The organism is Ancylobacter defluvii (assembly GCF_018390605.1).
Lineage (GTDB): Bacteria > Pseudomonadota > Alphaproteobacteria > Rhizobiales > Xanthobacteraceae > Ancylobacter > Ancylobacter defluvii.
In genome coordinates this window covers 134,339-151,928 of sequence record NZ_JAHBGD010000028.1, presented here as the reverse complement: position 1 = coordinate 151,928, position 17,590 = coordinate 134,339, and the positions used below count along the sequence as shown (strand labels likewise).

Genomic DNA, 17,590 nt, shown 5'->3' with positions numbered 1-17,590 from the left:
CTCATCCATCCCCTCATAGGCGGAGGTGACGAGCAGCCGGTCGAAATCGCGGCCGACGAAGACCGGACAACTCGTCTGCAACGCCGGCACGTCGATGCTGCGGAGGAGCTCGCCGACCGGCGAATAGGCGTTGACCCGCGCCCCGCCCCAAATGGCGCACCAGATGCGGCCTTCCGCATCGGTCACCGCGCCGTCGAGACCGCCGGCCGCCGGGTGGCGATGCAGCGCCTGCGGCTCCCCATCCGGCAGGCCGGTCAGCGGGTCGAGCTCGACGCGATAGAGCGTGTTCTCTCGGGTATCGGCAAAGTAACCGGTTGAACCATCTGGTGAAAAGCAGATGGCATTGGGGATGGAGATGCCGGAGAACAGCCGCAGCAAGGCGCCGGCACGGAAGGCATAGATGGCGCCGGCGCCCAGCTCGGCGCGCCTGCCCATGGTCGATACCCAGAAAGTGCCGGAGGGATGCACCCGCCCGTCATTGGAGCGGGTCGCCGGGTCGTCGGCCTCGATCTCCGCCACCGAGGTGAGGCCGCCGCTGGCGAAATCGCGCAGCATCAGCCCGTGCTCGGTGGAGAGCAACTGCCGGCGGTCGTCGACGGTGGCGAGGGCGCTCGCCATTACCGGCAACTCATGCACGCGATGTTCGCCGCCGGACGGGCTCTGCTGGTAGAGCCGCTTCTCGACGATATCGAACCACCATGCCGTGTCGGTGGCGGCATCATAGCTTGGCCCTTCTCCGAGATGGCAGCGCTCGGCGCAGAACAGGGTCGCGGCGGCCGACGCCGGGGCCGAAAGCGCGCTAGTGGTTGTCACGCGGCATCCCCATGGTCTGGGCGATGCGCTGGTAGCGCACCGCCGGCTCCAGTACCGCGCCGGTCTCCAGCTGGCCGACAAAGCTGCGCTGGATCTCCTGCCAGGGCGTCTGGTGGGCCGGGTAGTGATAGCCGCCATTCGCCGCCAGCTCCTGCCGGCGCTTTTCCAGTTCCTCATCCGGAATCAGCATGTTGGCGCTGTTGCGCTTCAGATCGATGCGCACCCGGTCGCCGGTGCGCAGCAGCGCGAGGCCGCCGCCCACCGCCGCTTCCGGGGAGGCGTTTAGGATCGAGGGCGAACCGGAGGTGCCGGATTGGCGTCCATCGCCGATGCAGGGCAGGGCGTGGACGCCTGCCTTGATGAGGTAGTCCGGCGCTCGCATGTTCACCACTTCCGCCGCACCGGGATAGCCGACCGGGCCGGCGCCGCGCATGAACAGCACGGTGGTCTCGTCGATGGCCAGCGACGGGTCGTCGATGCGGGCGTGGTAGTCCTCCGGCCCGTCGAACACCACGGCGCGGCCCTCGAAGGCCTCGGGATCGTCGGGATTGGAGAGATAGCGGTCGCGGAACTCCGGCGAGATCACGCTGGTCTTCATGATCGCCGAGGAGAACAGGTTGCCGCGCAACACCCGGAAGCCGGCCTTCGGTTTCAGCGGCCTGTCATAGGGGCGGATGACGTTCTCGTCCTCGATGCTCGCCGCGCGGCAGTTGTCGCCGAGGGTCCGGCCATTGGCGGTCATGGTCTCTTCGGCGATAAGCCCTTGATTCATAAGCTGCTTCACCACTGCCGGCACACCTCCGGCATGGTAATAGTCCTCGCCGAGATATTCGCCGGCCGGCTGGAGGTTCACCAGCAGCGGCACCTCCTCGCCATAGGTCTGCCAATCGTCGATGGAGAGTTCCACCCCGACATGGCGGGCCAGCGCATTGAGGTGGATCGGCGCGTTGGTGGAGCCGCCGATCGCCGAGTTCACCCGGATGGCGTTGAGGAAGGCGTCGCGGGTGAGGATGTCGGAAGGCTTCAGGTCCTCATGCACCATCTCGACGATGCGCAGGCCGGTGCGGTAGGCGACCTCCTGTCGGTCACGATAAGGCGCGGGGATGGCGGCCGAGCCGGGAAGCTGCATGCCCAGCGCCTCGGCGAGTGAGTTCATCGTCGTCGCCGTGCCCATGGTGTTGCAGTAACCCGTTGACGGCGCTGAAGAAGCCACCAGCTTGACGAAGCCGGCATAGTCGATCTCGCCGGCCGCCAAGAGTTCGCGCGCCTTCCACACGATGGTGCCGGAGCCGGTGCGCTGGCCCTTGTACCAGCCGTTCAGCATCGGCCCGACGGAGAGCGCTATGGCGGGGATGTTGACGGTGGCGGCGGCCATCAGCAGCGCCGGGGTGGTCTTGTCGCAGCCGATGGTGAGCACCACGCCGTCCAGCGGGTAGCCATAGAGGACTTCGACGAGGCCGAGATAGGCGAGGTTGCGGTCGAGACCGGCGGTGGGGCGCTTGCCGGTCTCCTGGATCGGGTGGACCGGGAACTCGATGGCGATGCCGCCGGCCTCGCGGATGCCCTCGCGCGTGCGCTTGGCAAGCTCGATATGGTGGCGATTGCAAGGGGATAGGTCGGATCCGGTCTGGGCGATGCCGATGATCGGACGCCCGCTCTGCAGCTCCTCCTGCGACAGGCCGAAGTTCAGGTAGCGCTCGAGATAGAGCGCGGTCATGTCGATATTATGCGGGTTGTCGAACCAGGCGCGGGAGCGAAGCTGGCGGTCGGATTTGGGGGCTTTGCCGTGCATGATGCTCTCCTCAGCCTTCGAACGGTGCGACCACGATACGCCGACCGAGCAGGAATGCATCGGCGACGTGCTGCAGGGGCGCGAGGTCGACATCGCCGGCGCCGCGCGCGACCAGATCGACGAAGTGCTTGTAGATGCCGGGATATTCCGCTTCCGGGGCCTCGATCAGCGCCTTGCCGTCGAGGAACAGCCTGGAGCCGCCGAGCGACAGGGTGAGCCGGCCGGCCCCGGTTTCCACATGGATGTCCCAGGTCTGCGGCCCGGTTTGCAGGAAATCGAGCTCGGCGCGGATGGGCACACCGGTGCTGTCAGCGAAATCGAGTGCCGCTTCAATGGGCGCATCGCGGTTCGCCGGGAAGCCGAGAGACGCCTTGGTGAGGAAGAACGGGTTCGGAAGGATGCGGGTCAGGATCGATAAGGCATTGATTCCAGGATCGAAAACCCCGAGACCGCCGGGCTCGAAGATCCAGTCCTGGCCGGGATGCCAGACGCGGACATCCTCCTTCCATTCCACCATAACCGCGCGCGGGGCGTGCTCGGCGAGGAAGGCGCGGGCGGGCTCCACCGCCGGGGCGAAGCGGGAATGCCAGGTGGCGAACAAGGTCTTGCCGGAGGCCTGCGCGGCGGCGACGAGCGGGGCGAGTTCGCTCACCGTGGCGCCGGGCGGCTTCTCAAGAAGCACGTGTTTTCCGTGGCTTAGCGCCAGAGCCGCCTGTTCGCGGCGCACCTGCGGCGGGGTGCAGAGCGCCACCGCGTCCACCGCCACGTCGCTGGCCAGCAGCTCGTCGAGGCTGGTGAAATGGGCGACGCCCTCCAGCGTGGCGTTGCGGCTGGCGATGGCCACCAGCTCTATGCCCTCGGTCTTTTCGATCGCGGGGAGGTGCTGGTCGCGGGCGATCTTGCCGAGGCCGACAATGGCGAGACGGATCATGACGGCATGTCCAGTGCGTGCAGAATCGAGTGCAGTGAGGTGTACGGTGCGGCCGATTTCGCGGCCGGGCTGTGCAGTGAGGTCATTTCACCGCCTCCGGCTCGGGGGTCGACACGATCTTACCGTCGAGGAGACGCGGCAGGTGGAGCGGATTACCTCTTTTGACCGCCGCCGGCAGCAGCGCCTCGGGCAGGTCCTGGTAGCAGACCGGACGGAGGAAGCGGCGGATCGCCAGCGTGCCCACCGAGGTCGAGCGCGGGTCGCTGGTCGCGGGGAACGGGCCGCCATGCACCATGGCATGGCAGACCTCGACGCCGGTCGGCCAGCCATTGGCGAGGATGCGCCCGGCCTTCTCCTCCAGCACCGGCAGAAGCTGCGCCGCCAGCGGGTGGTCGGCGGCCTCCAGATGCAGGGTAGCGGTGAGCTGGCCCTCCACCGCGCGGGCGACGTCGACCATCTCGGCTTCGTCGCGGCAGCGGATCACGAGGGAGGAGGCGCCGAACACCTCATGCGACAAAGCCGGCTCAGCGAGGAATGCCGCGGCGTCGGTGACGAACAGCGCCGGGCGGCAGGCGTTCGGGCCGGCCTCGGCGCCGCCGCGGGCGATCTCGGTGGCGCCGGTCTGCGCCAACGCGGTGACGCCCCTGGCATAGGCGCCGGCGATGCCGGGGGTGAGCATGGTGGCGGCTTGCGCCGCTTGCACCGCCGCGCCAGCGCTGGCGAGGAAGCGGTCGAGGCCTTCACCCTCAATGGCGATGACCAGGCCGGGATTGGTGCAGAACTGGCCGGCGCCCATGGTGAGCGAGCCGATAAAGCCGGTGCCGAGCGCCTCGGCGCGGGCGGCCAGCGCGGCGGGCAGCAAAAATACCGGGTTGATGCTGCTCATCTCGGCATAGACCGGGATCGGCACCGGGCGGCTATTGGCGATATTCACCAGTGCGAGGCCGCCGGCGCGGGAGCCGGTAAAGCCCACCGCCGCGATGCGCGGATCCGCCACCAGCGCGCCGCCGAGCCCATGCGACGTGCCCGACAGCAGCGAGAACACGCCTTCCGGCAGTCCGGCATCGGCAACCGCCTTGCGGATGGCGCGGCCGACCAGTTCCGAGGTGCCGGGATGGGCGGGATGGCCCTTCACCACCACCGGGCAGCCGGCGGCCAGCGCGGCGGCGGTGTCGCCGCCGGCCACCGAGAAGGCGAGCGGGAAATTCGAGGCGCCGAACACCGCCACCGGGCCGATGCCGATATGGCGCAGGCGCAGATCGGAACGCGGCAGCGGCTTGCGCTCGGGCAGCGGTGAATCGAGGCGCGGCTCATCGGCGCCGCCCGCGCGCACCCAGCTCGCGAACAGCCGGAGTTGGCCGGTCGTGCGGCCGCGCTCGCCGGTGAGCCGGGCCGGCGGCAGGCCGGTTTCCTGCGCCGCCCGCTCGATCAGCGCGTCACCGATCGCCTCGATCTCGGTGGCGATGGCCTCCAGAAAGCCCGCGCGCTGCTCCGGCGTGGTGGCGCGATAGGCGGGGAAGGCCGCAGCGGCCAGAGCGGCGGCCTGCGCCACGTCGGCGGGGCCGGCCTCGGTAAAGGCGGGCTCGATGGTGGTGCCACGCGTGGGATCTACGGCGCGGAATTCCGGCCCTTCCATCACGTCGCGGGAGCCGATGAGCAAGGCGCCTGTAATCATTCCGCCGGTGGTCATGTTCATTTGCCCCAGTTCAGCACGACCGGGTTCAGCCGGCGGGCAATCTCGATGAGCCCGGCGCGGATGGCCGGGTGGATGGCGGGCAGCGGCGCGCGCAGCGTGTCATGGGCGATGACGCCGCCTTCCTTCATCAGGATCTTGCACGCCGCCAGGCCGGTCTGGCGGTTCTCGTAATTGATCAGCGGCAGCCAGCGCTGATAGGCCTGCATCGCTGCCTCACGGTCGCCCGCGAAATACGGGTCGACGATCTCACGGATGCCGTCGGGATAGCCGCCGCCGGTCATGGCGCCGGTGGCCCCGGCATCGAGATCGGCCATCAGGGTGATGGCTTCCTCGCCGTCCCACGGGCCTTCGATGGCGTCGCCGCCGGCCTCGATCAGCGCCCGCAGCTTGGCGGCGGCCTGCGGCACCTCGATCTTGAAATAGGCGAGGTTGTCGATCTCCTTCGCCATGCGGGCGAGGAAGGGCACCGAGAGCGGCGTGCCAGCGACGGGCGCGTCCTGCACCATGATCGGGATCGATACCGCATCCGACACGCCGCGATAGAAATCATAGATCGCCGCTTCCGGCACCCGGAAGCTGGCGCCGTGATAGGGCGGCATCACCATCACCATCGCCGCCCCCATATCCTGCGCCCGCTTCGAGCGCTCGGCGCAGACGAAGGTGGAGAAGTGGGTCGTGGTGACGATGACCGGCACCCGGCCGGCGACATGCTCCAGCACCGTCACCATGACGAGATCGCGCTCGTCATCGGTGAGCACGAACTGCTCGGAGAAATTGGCGAGGATGCACAGGCCGTTGGAGCCGGCGTCGATCATGCAGTCAATGGCGCGCTTCTGGCCGTCGAGATCGAGCCGGCCTTCGGCGTCGAACACCGTGGGGGCAACCGGGAACACGCCTTTATAGGGCCGGGCGGCGGGGGAAATAGTCATCAATGCACCCTTAGTGGTTGTCGCGCGGCACCGGCGATCCGGTGCGGCCGACGAGAAAATCGAAATCGGCGCCGCGATCGGCCTGCAGCACATGGTCAATATACAGCCGCTGGTAGCCGCGCACGGCATGCGGCTCCGGCGCCACCCACGCGGCGCGGCGCTCCGCCAGCTCCGCCTCGCTCACATGCAAATGCAGCGCGCGGGCCGGCACGTCGAGCGTGATCAGGTCGCCGTTCTTCACCAGCGCCAGCGGTCCGCCGGCGGTGGCCTCCGGCGCCACATGCAGCACCACGGTGCCATAGGCGGTGCCGGACATGCGGGCATCGGAAATGCGGATCATGTCGCGCACCCCCTCGCGCAGCAGCTTAGCCGGCAAAGGCATGTTGCCGACCTCGGCCATGCCGGGATAGCCCTTGGGCCCGCAATGTTTCAGCACCATGATGCAGGAGGCATCGATGTCGAGGTCCTCGTCATTGACCGCGTGGTGCATCTCCTCGACGCTCTCGAACACCACGGCGCGGCCGGTATGGACCATCAGTTCCGGCGAGGCCGCCGACGGCTTGATGACGGCGCCGTCCGGGGCGAGGTTGCCGGTGAGGATGGCGATGCCGGCCTCCTGCTTGAACGGCGCCTCGAACGGGGTGATGACCTCTGCGTTCCAGTTCGGCGCGTTCTCGACATTCTCCCACAGCGTGCGGCCATTGGCGGTGCGGGCGTCCCTGTGGATGAGGCCGCGCTCGCCGAGCGCGCGCAGCACCGCCGGCAGGCCGCCGGCATAGTAGAAATCCTCCATCAGGAAGCGACCGGACGGCATCAGGTCGACCAGGCAGTGGATGTCGCGGCCGAGCCGGTCGAAATCCTCCAGCGTGAGATCGACGCCGATGCGGCCGGCGATGGCCAGCAGGTGCACCACCGCATTGGTGGAGCCGCCAATGGCGGCCAGGGTGCGGATGGCGTTCTCGAAGGCGTCGCGGGTGAGGATATCGGAGGGTTTCAGGTCCTCATGCACCATGCCGACGATGCGGCGGCCGGCCATGCGGGCGAGCAGGGCGCGGCGGGCATCGGCGGCGGGGATGGCGGCGTTCTCCGGCAGGCCGATGCCGAGCGCCTCCACCATCGAGGCCATGGTGGAGGCGGTGCCCATGGTCATGCAGGAGCCGGCCGAGCGGTTCATGCCGGCCTCGGCGGCGTGGAACTCCTCCAGCGTCACCTCGCCGGCGCGCAACTGCTCGCTCATCGAGATGATGTTGGTGCCGGAGCCGATGATCTGGCCGCGATAGACGCCGCGCAATTGCGGACCGCCGGAGACGCCGATGGCCGGCAGGTCGGCGGAGGCAGCGCCCATCAGCAGCGCCGGGGTGGTCTTGTCGCAGCCCATCAGCAGCACCACGCCATCGAGCGGATGGGCGCGGATCGCCTCCTCGACATCCATCGAGGCGAGGTTGCGGAACAGCATGGCGGTGGGGCGCATGGTCACCTCGCCGAGCGAGGAGACCGGGAATTCCAGCGGGTAGCCGCCGGCATCCAGCACGCCGCGCCGCACATGCTCGGCGAGGTCGCGGAAATGGATGTTGCAGGGGGTCAGCTCGGACCAGGTGTTGCAGATGCCGATGACCGGGCGGCCGTCGAACTGGTCCTGCGGCGTGCCGGAGTTCTTCAGGAACGAGCGATAGTAGAAGCCCATCTTGTCCTGCCGGCCGAACCAGGCCTGGCTCCGCAACGGCTTCACGCCGCCGGGCCGCTTCTTGTTGTCGTTGGACGGGTCGTCGCTCATCTCGGCACCTGTTCAGCCCGCCGCGCCGTGGCGGCGCAGGCCGTTGAAGATCACATTGGTCATCGCCACGCTGGCCGCCTCGGCGTCCTTGTCGGCGATGGCCTCGACGATGCGCTCATGCGCGGCCACCGCGATGTCGCGCTCGCGCGCATCCACCGGGGCGGAGAGCACGAAGGAGGCGCGCAGCGCCGCCTCGATCACCGCGCCGATGGAGCGCATGAACGGATTGCCGGAGGCGTTGGCGATGGCGATGTGCAAGGCGAGGTCGCCCTCGGCGAAGCCTTCCGACGCGCCGGGTTCCTCGCCCATATGGGCGACGGCGGTGCGCATCAGCACCAGATCGGCCTCGTTGCGGCGCTCGGCGGCGAGCGCGGCGGCGCGCGGCTCCACCGCCAGCCGGATCTCGGCCAGATCGCGCAGGAAGCGGCGGTCGATGCCGGCGTCGAGATGCCAGGCCAGCACGTCCGGGTCGAACATGTTCCACGCCGCCCGCTCGCGAACCACGGTGCCGACGCGGGCCTTGGTGGAGAGCAGCCCCTTGGCGACCAGGGTCTTGACGCTCTCGCGCAGCACCGGGCGGGAGACGCCGAACAGCAGAATCATCTCGGCGTCGCCGGGGAGCTTCTCGCCCTCGCCATAGCGGCCGGCGATGATGTCGATGCCGATGGTGCGCGCCACCTCGGCATGGTTGGAATGGCCGCGGCGGGCGGGGATGACGATGATCCGCGAATTCATGCGTGCGCGCCTCCGGTCGCGTGACGGCGCGAACGCCGCGCCAGCCGCAACGTAGCCTGCTGGAAGCCGATAAAGGCAAACAGAAGCAGGCCGGTGGCGATCTTCGCCCACCAGCTCGACAGCGAGCCGTCGAAGGAGATGTAGGTCTGGATCAGCCCCTGGATCAGCACGCCGACGAAAGTGCCGAACACGAAGCCATAGCCGCCGGACAGCAGCGTGCCGCCGATCACCACCGCGGCGATGGCATCGAGCTCCACCCCGACGCCGGACAGCGAATAGCCGGACGAGGTGTAGAGCGAGAACACGATGCCCGACAGGCCGGCGAGGCCCGCCGACAGCATGTAGATGCGGATGGTGGTGCGGGTGACGTTCACCCCCATCAGTGCGGTGGAGACCCGCGAGCCGCCGAGCGCATATACATTGGCGCCGAAGCGGGTGAGGTGCAGCAGCACCATGCCACCCAGGACGACGAGGATCATGATCATCGCCGGCACGGTGAGACGGGCGCCGCCGGGCAGCCGCAGCGCGTGGTCGGCGAGGTGGGAATACAGATCGGCGGTGATCGGGATCGATTCCGTCGACATCAGGAAGCTGGCGCCGCGGGCGAGGAACATGCCGGCGAGCGTCACGATGAACGGCGGCAGCTCGAAATATTCGATGGCCGCGCCCATGGCGGCGCCGAACAGCGCGCAGATGACCAGCACCAGCGCGAAGGCGACGAGCGGCGGCACGCCCCAGCGCTCGATGGCGATGGCGAGGAACACGGTGGTGAAGCCGATCACCGAGCCGACCGACAGATCGATGCCGCCGGAGATGATGACGAAGGTCATGCCCACCGCGACGATGCCGAGAAAGGCGTTGTCGGTGAACAGGTTCATCACCACCCGCAGCGAAGCGAAATTGGGGAAGGTGAGCGAGCAGACGAGGAAGCCGAGCAGGAACACCGCGGTGGTGGCGGCGACCGGCATGAGGCGACTGGCGGCGTTCATGCGCGCCTCCCGAACAGGCTGGAGCCAAGACCCTTCAGCCGCGGCGACTGGGCCAGCAGCACCGCCAGCACCACGACCGCCTTGACCACCAGATTGGTCTCGGGCGGGAAGCCGGAGAGCAGGATGCCGGTGTTCATCGCCTGGATGATGAGGGCGCCGACCACCGCCAGCACCAGGGAGAACCGGCCGCCGAACAAGGAGGTGCCGCCGATCACCACCGCCAGGATGGCGTCGAGCTCCAGCCACAGCCCGGCATTGTTGGCATCGGCGCCGAGAATGTCGGCGGCGGCCACCACGCCGGCAATGGCGGCGCACAGGCCGCACCAGGCATAGACGGCCAGCGTGATCAGCCGGGTGCCGACGCCGGCGAGCGCGGCGGCGCGGGCATTGCCGCCGGTCGCCTCGATCAACAGGCCGAGCGCGGTACCACGCACGATGAGGACCGTCAGCGCCAGCAAGGCGAGGGTGATGACGATCGGCGTCGGCAGGCCCAGCACCGAGCCGCCGCCGAGAAAGGCCAGTTCCGGCGAGGTGAAGGTGACGATGCGTCCCTCGGTGATCAATTGCGCGATGCCGCGCCCGGCCACCATCAGGATCAGCGTGGCGACGATGGGCTGGATGCCGAGCACCGCCACCAGGAAGCCGTTCCACAACCCGCAGAGAAGGCCGGCGCCGAGCGCGGCGGCCAGCACCACCGGCAGCGAGTGACTGTCGGCAAGGCTGGCGGCGATGGCGCCGCAGATCGCCATCACCGCGCCGACCGACAAATCGATGCCGCGCATGGCGATGACCAGCACCATGCCGAGCGACAGGATCGCCACCGGCGCGCCGCGATTGAGCACGTCGATGAGGCTGCCGAACAGCCGGCCATCCTGCAGGCGGATGTCGAAGAATTGCGGCGACACCACCCAGTTGATCGCCAGGATCGCGAGCAGTGCCACCACTTGCGAGGTGCCGATACGGGGAAGGCGGAGCGACATGATCCCCTCCCTCACGCGGCCCGGCCGGCGGCGGCCGGCGGGGGCTGCGCCGGATCGGCTTCGGCGATGGCGGCAAGGATGCCGGGCACGGTGATGTCGTCGCCGGTGAGCCGGGCGACATGGGCGCGGTCGCGCAGCACGATCACCTCGTCGGCATAGGTGACGATCTCCTCCAGCTCGGAGGAGACCACCAGCAGCGCCATGCCCTGCGCGCAGAGCCGGCGGATCAGCGCGATGATCTCGGCATGGGCGCCGACATCGATGCCGCGGGTCGGCTCGTCGAGGATGAGCAGGCGCGGCTGCGTCGCCAGCCAGCGGGCCAGCAGCGCCTTTTGCTGGTTGCCGCCCGACAGCAGGCCGATCGGCCGCTCCGGATCCGGCGGGCGGATGTCGAGCAGGCGGATGAACTTCGCGGCGATCTCGTCCTGCTCGCGGCGCGACAGCGGCCGGGTGACGCCGCGCCGGGCCTGCAGGGCCAGCACGATGTTCTCGCGCACGGTGAGCTCGGCGACGATGCCCTCGGTCTTGCGCTCCTCCGGGCAATAGCCGAAGCCGAGATGCAGCGCCTCGGCGGGGCTGGCGAGCGCCACCCTGGCGCCGTCCACCGTGGCGGTGCCGCTGTCGGCATGGGCGGCGCCGAAGATGAGGCGGGTGGTCTCGGTGCGGCCGGAGCCGAGCAGGCCGGCGAGGCCGACCACATGGCCGGGGCGCAAGGCAAGGTCGAAGGGCGCGACATAGCCGGCCTTGCCGTAATTCTCGAAGGTGGCGAAGGCGGCCTCGCGCGCGCCGGCCACCTCGCGGGCGGCGAGCGGCGCGCGCTCGGCGGGGGCGGTCGCCTGGGCGAGTTCGCGGCCGAGCATCATCCGCACCAGATCGAGGCGGGGCAGCTCGGCGGTGGTGGCGCTGCCGGCCAGGCGGCCATTGCGCAGCACGGTGATGCGCTCGCAGATCGCATAGACCTGATCGAGGAAATGGGTGACGAAGACGATGCCGATGCCGCGCGCCTTCAGCTTGCGCAGCACCGCGAACAGGATCTCGACCTCATGGGCGTCGAGGCTGGCGGTCGGCTCGTCGAGGATCAGCACCCGTGCCGACTGATCGACCGCGCGGGCGATGGCGACGATGTGCTGCACCGCGACCGAATAGCGCTCCAGCGGCGCGGCGACGTCGAGATCGAGATCGAACTCGGCCAGCACCGCCGTGGCGCGCCGGCGCATCTCGCCCTCGCGCACCAGGCCGAACCGGGTCGGCTGGCGGCCGAGGAACAGGTTCTGCGCCACCGAGAGGTTGGGGGCGAGATTGACCTCCTGATAGACGGTGGCGATGCCGGCCTTCACCGCCTCCTCCGCCGAGCGCGGCGCGATCTCGACGCCATCGAGGCTGAGCCGGCCGGCGTCGCGGTGGACGACGCCGGTCATGCATTTGATCAGCGTCGACTTGCCGGCGCCGTTCTCGCCCAGGAGCGCATGCGCCTCGCCGGCGCGCAGCGTCAGCTCGACCTGATCCAGCGCCTTGAAGCCGGCAAAGGACTTGGAGAAGCCGGTGAGCTCAAGCAGGGGAGCGCCGGAAGGCGGGGCGGCGGGCGCGTCGTCATGCGGGGAACTTATGGGTACCATATGCGGTCTCGCCGGCGACGGTCGGGCTGGGGACAACCCTGTGGAGAAGGCGGTGGACGGATCGCCCTTGTCCACGGGGAGATGCTGTGGGCGATGCCGACGGGCCGGAAGGGTCCGTCAGGCGGCGGGGTGTGCGTCCCGTCGAGGGCCTGGCGGTGCCGGGCGACGCGGGATGCGGGAGCCTAAGAGCTTCGTGTTGGGCCTGCGCAGTTCCGCTTTCCTTCTCATCCTCTCCCCGCCCGAACGCGGCTGTTGCCGCGTTCGGTTCCGGCAAGGTCGAAACCGGAAACATCCGGTTTCGACGGAGAGGTGGCCCGCGAAGCGGGTCAGTGAGGGGGAACGCGGCTGTGAGGAGCCTTGAAGCGGCGCGCCCCCTCACCCCACCCCTCTCCCCCTCGGGGAGAGGGAGCCACTCAACTGACCGAGTGCCGCTCTATGCCACCCGGCAATAACCGAATTCAGTGCGGGGAGTGAGGTGGGAGTGTCGCTCCTTACCCCGGCGGGCTCCGCTTCGGGGCCGCCTAGTACCCCAGGTCCTTCTTCTGGTCGTAGATCGCCTTCGGGTTGTCGGCCTGGGTGTAGAGCTTGGACTCGGTCTGGATCCATTTCGGCGGCATCGTGCCCTTGTCCTTGAAGGCGACGATGGCGTCGAAGGCCGGGCCGGCCATGTTGGGGGTCAGCTCGACAGTGGCGTTGGCCTCGCCGGCCGCCATCGCCTTGAAGATGTCCGGCACCGCGTCGATGGAGACGGTGAGCACCTGCGTGCCCGGCTTCAGCCCGGCTTCCTTCATCGCCTGGATGGCGCCGACCATCATGTCGTCATTATGGGCGTAGACGGCGCAGATGTTCTTGCCGCCGCCCTCGGCCTTGATGAAGCTTTCCATGACTTCCTTGCCCTTGGCGCGGGTGAAGTCGCCGGTCTGCGAGCGGACGATCTTGACGTTGGAGGCGCCGGCAATGCCGTCCTCGAAGCCCTTCTTGCGGTTGGCGGCGACGCTGGCGCCCACCGTGCCCTGCAGCTCGACGACGCTGCACGGCTTGCCGCCCACGGTCTTCACCAGCCATTCGCCGGCGACCTTGCCCTCATGCACCGAATCCGAGGTGACGGCGGTGAGGTAGAGGCTCTTGCCGGCGGGATCGATGTCGCGGTCGAGCAGCACGACCGGGATCTTGGCCTCCTGCGCCTCCTTCAGCACCGTGTCCCAGCCGGTGGAGACCACGGGGGCGAGGAAGATGGCGTCGACGCCCTGGGCGATGAAGGAGCGGATCGCCTTGATCTGGTTCTCCTGCTTCTGCTGGGCGTCGGCGATCTTGAAAGTGATGTCGCGCTTTTTCGCCTCCGCCTTGGAGACGGTGGTCTCCGCGGCGCGCCAGCCCGATTCCGAGCCGATCTGCGAGAAGCCGATGGTGAGATCGCCCGCGCGGGCGCCGGTGGCGAACAGGGCGCCGGAGGTGGCGCCGAACATGGCGGTAGCGAGCATCAAGGCTTTGAAAGACATGGCGTTTCTCCCGTGGTGCAGAGCTGCGCGCCACTTCCGGGCGCTTGCGAGCTGGCGTTTTATGGCACGGTTTGGAACGCTTGAATAGTCATACTGTTTTACTTTTCAGCCGCGATCAGGCGCGGTTTTCGCGTTCCCGACCGGCCTGAAAAGGCTGACGCAGCGGCGATGCCGGCGCGCGGCCGCCGGTCATCGCCATTGCCCTGGCGAAGGCATGCGTCAAAGCTGCGGGATTGCGAAAGCCCCCTGTTCCACGCCACGATCGAGCGATTGCCGCCATGCTTGTCCGACCCGCGACACCGGCCGACGACACCGCGATCATCGGCCTGCTCCGCCAGATCGCCGCCGAGGCCGGCGAGCCGGATTACGGCCCGACATGCAGCGACGAGCGGCTGCTGCAGGTGATCGACCAGTGCCGGACGCTGGTGATGGAACGGGAGGGTGCCGTGATCGGCATGTGCGCGGTCCGGCTACTGGATTTTTCCGGACGTCCCGACGTGCCCGGTTCCAGGGCGGCCTTCCTCATGGCGTTCGGCGTCAACGCCTCGCATCGCCGCCGGGGATATGGCGCCGCGCTGTTCGCGGCGATGCGCGCCGGGCTGGAGGAGGAGGGCGTGGAGGCGCTCAGCCTCAACGTGTCCGCGGCCAACATGGCCGCGCGACACTTCTATCGCCGGATGGGACTTGCGGTCCGGTCCGTGCACATGGCGACGAGCCTGGCCGCGCCGCGATAGAAGCGCGCCTTGGTCGGCGCCCGGCAGCGCCGGAGGACGGAAGCGCCGCCGCGCCGTCGCAGGCTCAGCGCACGAAGCCGACGATGTCCTTCACCTGCGCCATGGTCACCTCGGCGATGGCGCGGGCGCGGGCGGCGCCGTCGCGCAGCACCGCGTCGATATGGCCGGGATCGGCGACGAGGCGCTTCATCTCGTTGCCGATCGGGCCGAGGCGCTCGACGGCGAGCTCGACCAGGGCGCCCTTGAAGGTGGAGAACTGGCCGCCGCCATAGCTCTCCAGCACCTCTTCCTTGCTGGCGCCGGACAGCGCGGCATAGATGCCGACCAGGTTCTCCGCCTCGGGCCGGCCCTTCAGGCCGTCGAGCTCGGTGGGCAGCGGCTCGGGATCGGTCTTGGCCTTGCGGATCTTGGAGGCGACGGCGTCGGCATCGTCGGTGAGGTTGATGCGCGACAGGTCGGATGGGTCCGACTTCGACATCTTCTTCGAGCCGTCGCGCAGGCTCATCACCCGCGCCGCCGGCCCGCCGATCAGCGGCTCGGTGAGCGGGAAGTAGCTTTCGCCGAAGCCGTTGGAGGCGATCGATTCGGCGAAGTCGTTGTTGAACTTCTGCGCGATGTCGCGGGTAAGCTCGATATGCTGCTTCTGGTCCTCGCCCACCGGCACATGGGTGGCGTGGTAGAGCAGGATGTCGGCCGCCATCAGGTTCGGGTAGGCGTAAAGGCCGACCGAGGCGTTCTCGCGGTCCTTGCCGGCCTTCTCCTTGAACTGGGTCATGCGGTTCAGCCAGCCGAGGCGGGCGACGCAGTTGAACACCCAGGCGAGCTCGGCATGGCCGGAGACCTGGCTCTGGTTGAAGATGATGTTCTTCTGCGGATCGATGCCGGCGGCGAGATAGGCGGCGGTGACCTCGCGGATATTGCGCGACAGCTCGGCCGGCCCGCCCCACACCCGCATGTCCGGGGTGATGGCGTGCATATCCACCACGCAATAGAGGCAGTCGAAGCTGTCCTGCAGCTCGGCGAAACGCTTGATGGCGCCGAGATAATTGCCGAGATGCAGGTTGCCGGTCGGCTGCACGCCGGAAAACACGCGCTGCTGGACGTTCATTACACCCTCGAAAAGGCTGGCTTCCTCGAAGACACGGGACCGCGCGGCGTTGTCGGCCGGGCGGATGAATCTGGGCCCGCGTCATGGCACGCACGGCCTGACGGCGCAAGGGCGGGGGCAAGCGGGGGGCGGTGTCGCCTCAGCGGCGCGGCAGCAGCCCGAGGCTGCGGGCGGCAAGGCCGTAAACGGCGATACCGGCGAGCACCAGCAGGCCAAGCCTCAGCGCGCCAGGCAGCCCGCCGGCGGCCAGCGGCCCGGCGAGGAGGTGCGCGCCGAGCCCGACCATGACCGCCATCGCCAGGGTGGCGAGCAGGCAGCCGGTGAGCCGGCGCCACTCCCCGCCGCCGAGGCGCAGCAGGCCGGCACGGGCGAGGCCGCCCCACAGGCCGATCAAGGCCACCAGGCTGGAGGCGACGACGCCGAGCGCCGGGCCGGCGAGCCCGAGCGGGCCGGCAGCGGCGAAGCCGATCACCCCGCCCGCCAGCAGCGCCGCGACGCTGGTGCGGGTGACGAGGCGCCCGAGCCCCTGGGCGAAGGCGGCGGTCGACAGGATGCGCTCCATCGCCTGCAAGGGCAGGCTGAGCGCCAGCATCGCCAGCGCCTCGACGGTGAGCGCGCTGGCGGCGGCATCGAAGGCGCCGCGCTGGAACAGCACCCGCACGATCGGCTCGGCCAGCAAGGCAAGGCCGGCCGCCGCCGGCGCGGTGAGCGCCAGCGCGGCGACGAGGGCGTGGCCCAGCAGATTTTGGCCCCGCAGGTTTTGGCCGGTCGGATTCTCCGCCCCTCCGCGGGCGGCCAGCGCCGGCAGCAGCACCGCCCCGGCGCTGGCCCCGACGAGGCCGAGCGGCAATTCGACGAGGCGGGTGGCATAGAACAGCGCCGAGACGCCGCCCTCCAGCCCCGAGGCGCTGGCATTGGCGACGAGGATGCGCAGCTGCGGCAGCGCGGCGGCGAACAGCGTCGGGCCGGCGGCGACCAGCACCGGCAGCGCCGCCTTCAGCGCCGCGCGGTCGGGCAGGAGAGCGCCGGCCCGGTGCGGCAGCGCGGCGCCGATCACCATCAGCTGGGCGAGCGCGCCGGCCACCGTCGCCATGGCGAGGAAGGCGAGCGCGCGGGGGCCGAAGCCTTCAGCGGTGCCGGCATGGAGAAAGGCGAAGGCGCCGATCACCGCCAGCACGGCGAGATTGCCGGCGGCGGGCGCGAAGGCCGGGCGGGTCACCCGGCCGGCGGCGTACACCAGCGCCGCCAGCACGCCGGCGCCGGCGGCGAGCGGCAGCGCCACCATGGCGATGCGCCCGGCCAGCACCGCCCCTTCGGCGCGCGCCGGGTCATCAAGGAAGCCCGGCGCCAGCAGAGCCGTCACCTGCGGCATCAACAGCGCCAGCAGCGCGGCGATGAGGACCGCCGCAAGGGTGAAGACCAGGATCAGCGCCCCGGCGAGGCGGGGAGCGGGGCCGGCGGGCGAGGCCGGCAGCAGCCGCGGCAGGATAGCGGCGTTCAGCGCCCCCTCCCCGAGCAGCCGGCGGGCCAGCTGGGGAATGGCGAGGCCGGCGACGGAGGCATCGGCCACCGCGCCGGTGCCGAACAGCGCCGCCACCGCGGCATCGCGGGCAAAGCCGAGCACCCGCGAGAGCAGCGTCAGCGAGACGACGGTGGAGGCATGCCGCAGCAGGGACATCAAGGCGCCGGCGATTGGGACCGTGCCAGCAATAGCCGCTCGCACCGCGCGGCGAAAGCTCCGGCCGCGCCGCGCGGCGGGAAGCTCTACATGGCGGCCGGCGAAGGTGGCAGGCGCGCGGGCCGGGGCGACAGCGGCCGGGACGGCGATCTCGGCGGGATGTCGCCGGAGGTGGGGCAGACTGCCTGCACCCGGCGGCCGTCTTCGCGCTCCGTCCTCCCGCGCGGGCCGGCAATACCGACACCGGGCAGCCACCGGCGGCGCGACGGCGTGACCGCCATCCGCCGGACCGACCGAGATTGCAGCCGCGCGCCGG

The 17,590-nt window shown here is 69.6% G+C and carries 14 protein-coding genes; 1 reads left to right on the top strand and 13 read right to left on the bottom strand.

Annotated features, from left to right (window positions below; genetic code table 11):
* The 11 genes from KHC24_RS24100 to ytfQ form a co-directional block, all read right to left on the bottom strand.
* A partial coding sequence (locus KHC24_RS24100; RefSeq protein WP_271180538.1) for an SMP-30/gluconolactonase/LRE family protein occupies positions 1-813 on the bottom strand: 813 nt, incomplete at its 3' end.
* Positions 800-2,605: an IlvD/Edd family dehydratase gene (locus KHC24_RS24095; RefSeq protein WP_213366842.1), complete on the bottom strand. Its 1,806-nt coding sequence runs from the start codon at positions 2,603-2,605 to the stop codon at positions 800-802. The genes KHC24_RS24095 and KHC24_RS24100, both read right to left, overlap by 14 nt.
* A gap of 10 nt (positions 2,606-2,615) precedes the next feature.
* On the bottom strand, positions 2,616-3,536 hold the full coding sequence (locus tag KHC24_RS24090; RefSeq protein WP_213366840.1) for a Gfo/Idh/MocA family protein: 921 nt from the start codon (positions 3,534-3,536) through the stop codon (positions 2,616-2,618).
* Between the two features lie 82 nt (positions 3,537-3,618).
* Entirely contained in the window at positions 3,619-5,226 is a 1,608-nt protein-coding gene (locus tag KHC24_RS24085; RefSeq protein WP_213367108.1) for an aldehyde dehydrogenase (NADP(+)), read from the bottom strand.
* Positions 5,227-5,228: 2 nt separating this feature from the next.
* Positions 5,229-6,161, bottom strand: coding sequence for a dihydrodipicolinate synthase family protein (locus tag KHC24_RS24080; protein ID WP_213366838.1), 933 nt, complete (start codon positions 6,159-6,161; stop codon positions 5,229-5,231).
* Positions 6,162-6,171: 10 nt separating this feature from the next.
* Positions 6,172-7,935, bottom strand: coding sequence for an IlvD/Edd family dehydratase (locus KHC24_RS24075; RefSeq protein ID WP_213366836.1), 1,764 nt, complete (start codon positions 7,933-7,935; stop codon positions 6,172-6,174).
* Positions 7,936-7,947: 12 nt separating this feature from the next.
* A complete protein-coding gene (locus tag KHC24_RS24070) occupies positions 7,948-8,670 on the bottom strand; it encodes a FadR/GntR family transcriptional regulator (protein ID WP_213366834.1) in 723 nt (240 codons plus the stop codon).
* Entirely contained in the window at positions 8,667-9,659 is a 993-nt protein-coding gene (gene yjfF, locus KHC24_RS24065; protein ID WP_213366832.1) for a galactofuranose ABC transporter, permease protein YjfF, read from the bottom strand. Before yjfF ends, KHC24_RS24070 begins: the two co-directional genes overlap by 4 nt.
* A complete protein-coding gene (locus KHC24_RS24060; protein ID WP_213366830.1) occupies positions 9,656-10,639 on the bottom strand; it encodes an ABC transporter permease in 984 nt (327 codons plus the stop codon). Before KHC24_RS24060 ends, yjfF begins: the two co-directional genes overlap by 4 nt.
* An 11-nt stretch (positions 10,640-10,650) precedes the next feature.
* A complete protein-coding gene (locus KHC24_RS24055) occupies positions 10,651-12,255 on the bottom strand; it encodes a sugar ABC transporter ATP-binding protein (protein WP_213366828.1) in 1,605 nt (534 codons plus the stop codon).
* Positions 12,256-12,776: 521 nt separating this feature from the next.
* Positions 12,777-13,754 (bottom strand): galactofuranose ABC transporter, galactofuranose-binding protein YtfQ, encoded by a 978-nt coding sequence (gene ytfQ / locus KHC24_RS24050; RefSeq protein WP_213366827.1) that lies wholly within the window; start codon positions 13,752-13,754, stop codon positions 12,777-12,779.
* 278 nt (positions 13,755-14,032) lie between these two features.
* Between ytfQ and KHC24_RS24045 the strand changes: the two genes are divergently transcribed.
* Positions 14,033-14,488 carry a GNAT family N-acetyltransferase gene (locus KHC24_RS24045; protein WP_213366824.1) on the top strand — a complete coding sequence of 152 codons (456 nt, stop codon included), beginning with the start codon at positions 14,033-14,035 and terminating at the stop codon, positions 14,486-14,488.
* Positions 14,489-14,552: 64 nt separating this feature from the next.
* Here KHC24_RS24045 and trpS read toward each other — a convergent pair whose 3' ends face one another.
* Positions 14,553-15,596, bottom strand: a complete 1,044-nt coding sequence (gene trpS / locus KHC24_RS24040; RefSeq protein WP_213366822.1) for a tryptophan--tRNA ligase — start codon at positions 15,594-15,596, stop codon at positions 14,553-14,555.
* 139 nt (positions 15,597-15,735) lie between these two features.
* Positions 15,736-17,274 (bottom strand): murein biosynthesis integral membrane protein MurJ, encoded by a 1,539-nt coding sequence (murJ, locus tag KHC24_RS24035; RefSeq protein ID WP_213366820.1) that lies wholly within the window; start codon positions 17,272-17,274, stop codon positions 15,736-15,738.
* Between the last annotated feature and the right edge of the window lie 316 nt (positions 17,275-17,590).

What these genes read in the sequence shown, in the direction of transcription:
- yjfF (WP_213366832.1), bottom strand. Translation starts at nt 9,659, where the DNA reads ATGAACGCCGCCAGTCGCCTCATGCCGGTCGCCGCCACCACCGCGGTG.
- KHC24_RS24070 (WP_213366834.1), bottom strand. Translation starts at nt 8,670, where the DNA reads ATGAATTCGCGGATCATCGTCATCCCCGCCCGCCGCGGCCATTCCAAC.
- KHC24_RS24060 (WP_213366830.1), bottom strand. Translation starts at nt 10,639, where the DNA reads ATGTCGCTCCGCCTTCCCCGTATCGGCACCTCGCAAGTGGTGGCACTG.
- KHC24_RS24090 (WP_213366840.1), bottom strand. Translation starts at nt 3,536, where the DNA reads ATGATCCGTCTCGCCATTGTCGGCCTCGGCAAGATCGCCCGCGACCAG.
- ytfQ (WP_213366827.1), bottom strand. Translation starts at nt 13,754, where the DNA reads ATGTCTTTCAAAGCCTTGATGCTCGCTACCGCCATGTTCGGCGCCACC.
- KHC24_RS24085 (WP_213367108.1), bottom strand. Translation starts at nt 5,226, where the DNA reads ATGACCACCGGCGGAATGATTACAGGCGCCTTGCTCATCGGCTCCCGC.
- trpS (WP_213366822.1), bottom strand. Translation starts at nt 15,596, where the DNA reads ATGAACGTCCAGCAGCGCGTGTTTTCCGGCGTGCAGCCGACCGGCAAC.
- KHC24_RS24095 (WP_213366842.1), bottom strand. Translation starts at nt 2,605, where the DNA reads ATGCACGGCAAAGCCCCCAAATCCGACCGCCAGCTTCGCTCCCGCGCC.
- KHC24_RS24045 (WP_213366824.1), top strand. Translation starts at nt 14,033, where the DNA reads ATGCTTGTCCGACCCGCGACACCGGCCGACGACACCGCGATCATCGGC.
- KHC24_RS24080 (WP_213366838.1), bottom strand. Translation starts at nt 6,161, where the DNA reads ATGACTATTTCCCCCGCCGCCCGGCCCTATAAAGGCGTGTTCCCGGTT.
- KHC24_RS24075 (WP_213366836.1), bottom strand. Translation starts at nt 7,935, where the DNA reads ATGAGCGACGACCCGTCCAACGACAACAAGAAGCGGCCCGGCGGCGTG.
- KHC24_RS24055 (WP_213366828.1), bottom strand. Translation starts at nt 12,255, where the DNA reads ATGGTACCCATAAGTTCCCCGCATGACGACGCGCCCGCCGCCCCGCCT.
- murJ (WP_213366820.1), bottom strand. Translation starts at nt 17,274, where the DNA reads ATGTCCCTGCTGCGGCATGCCTCCACCGTCGTCTCGCTGACGCTGCTC.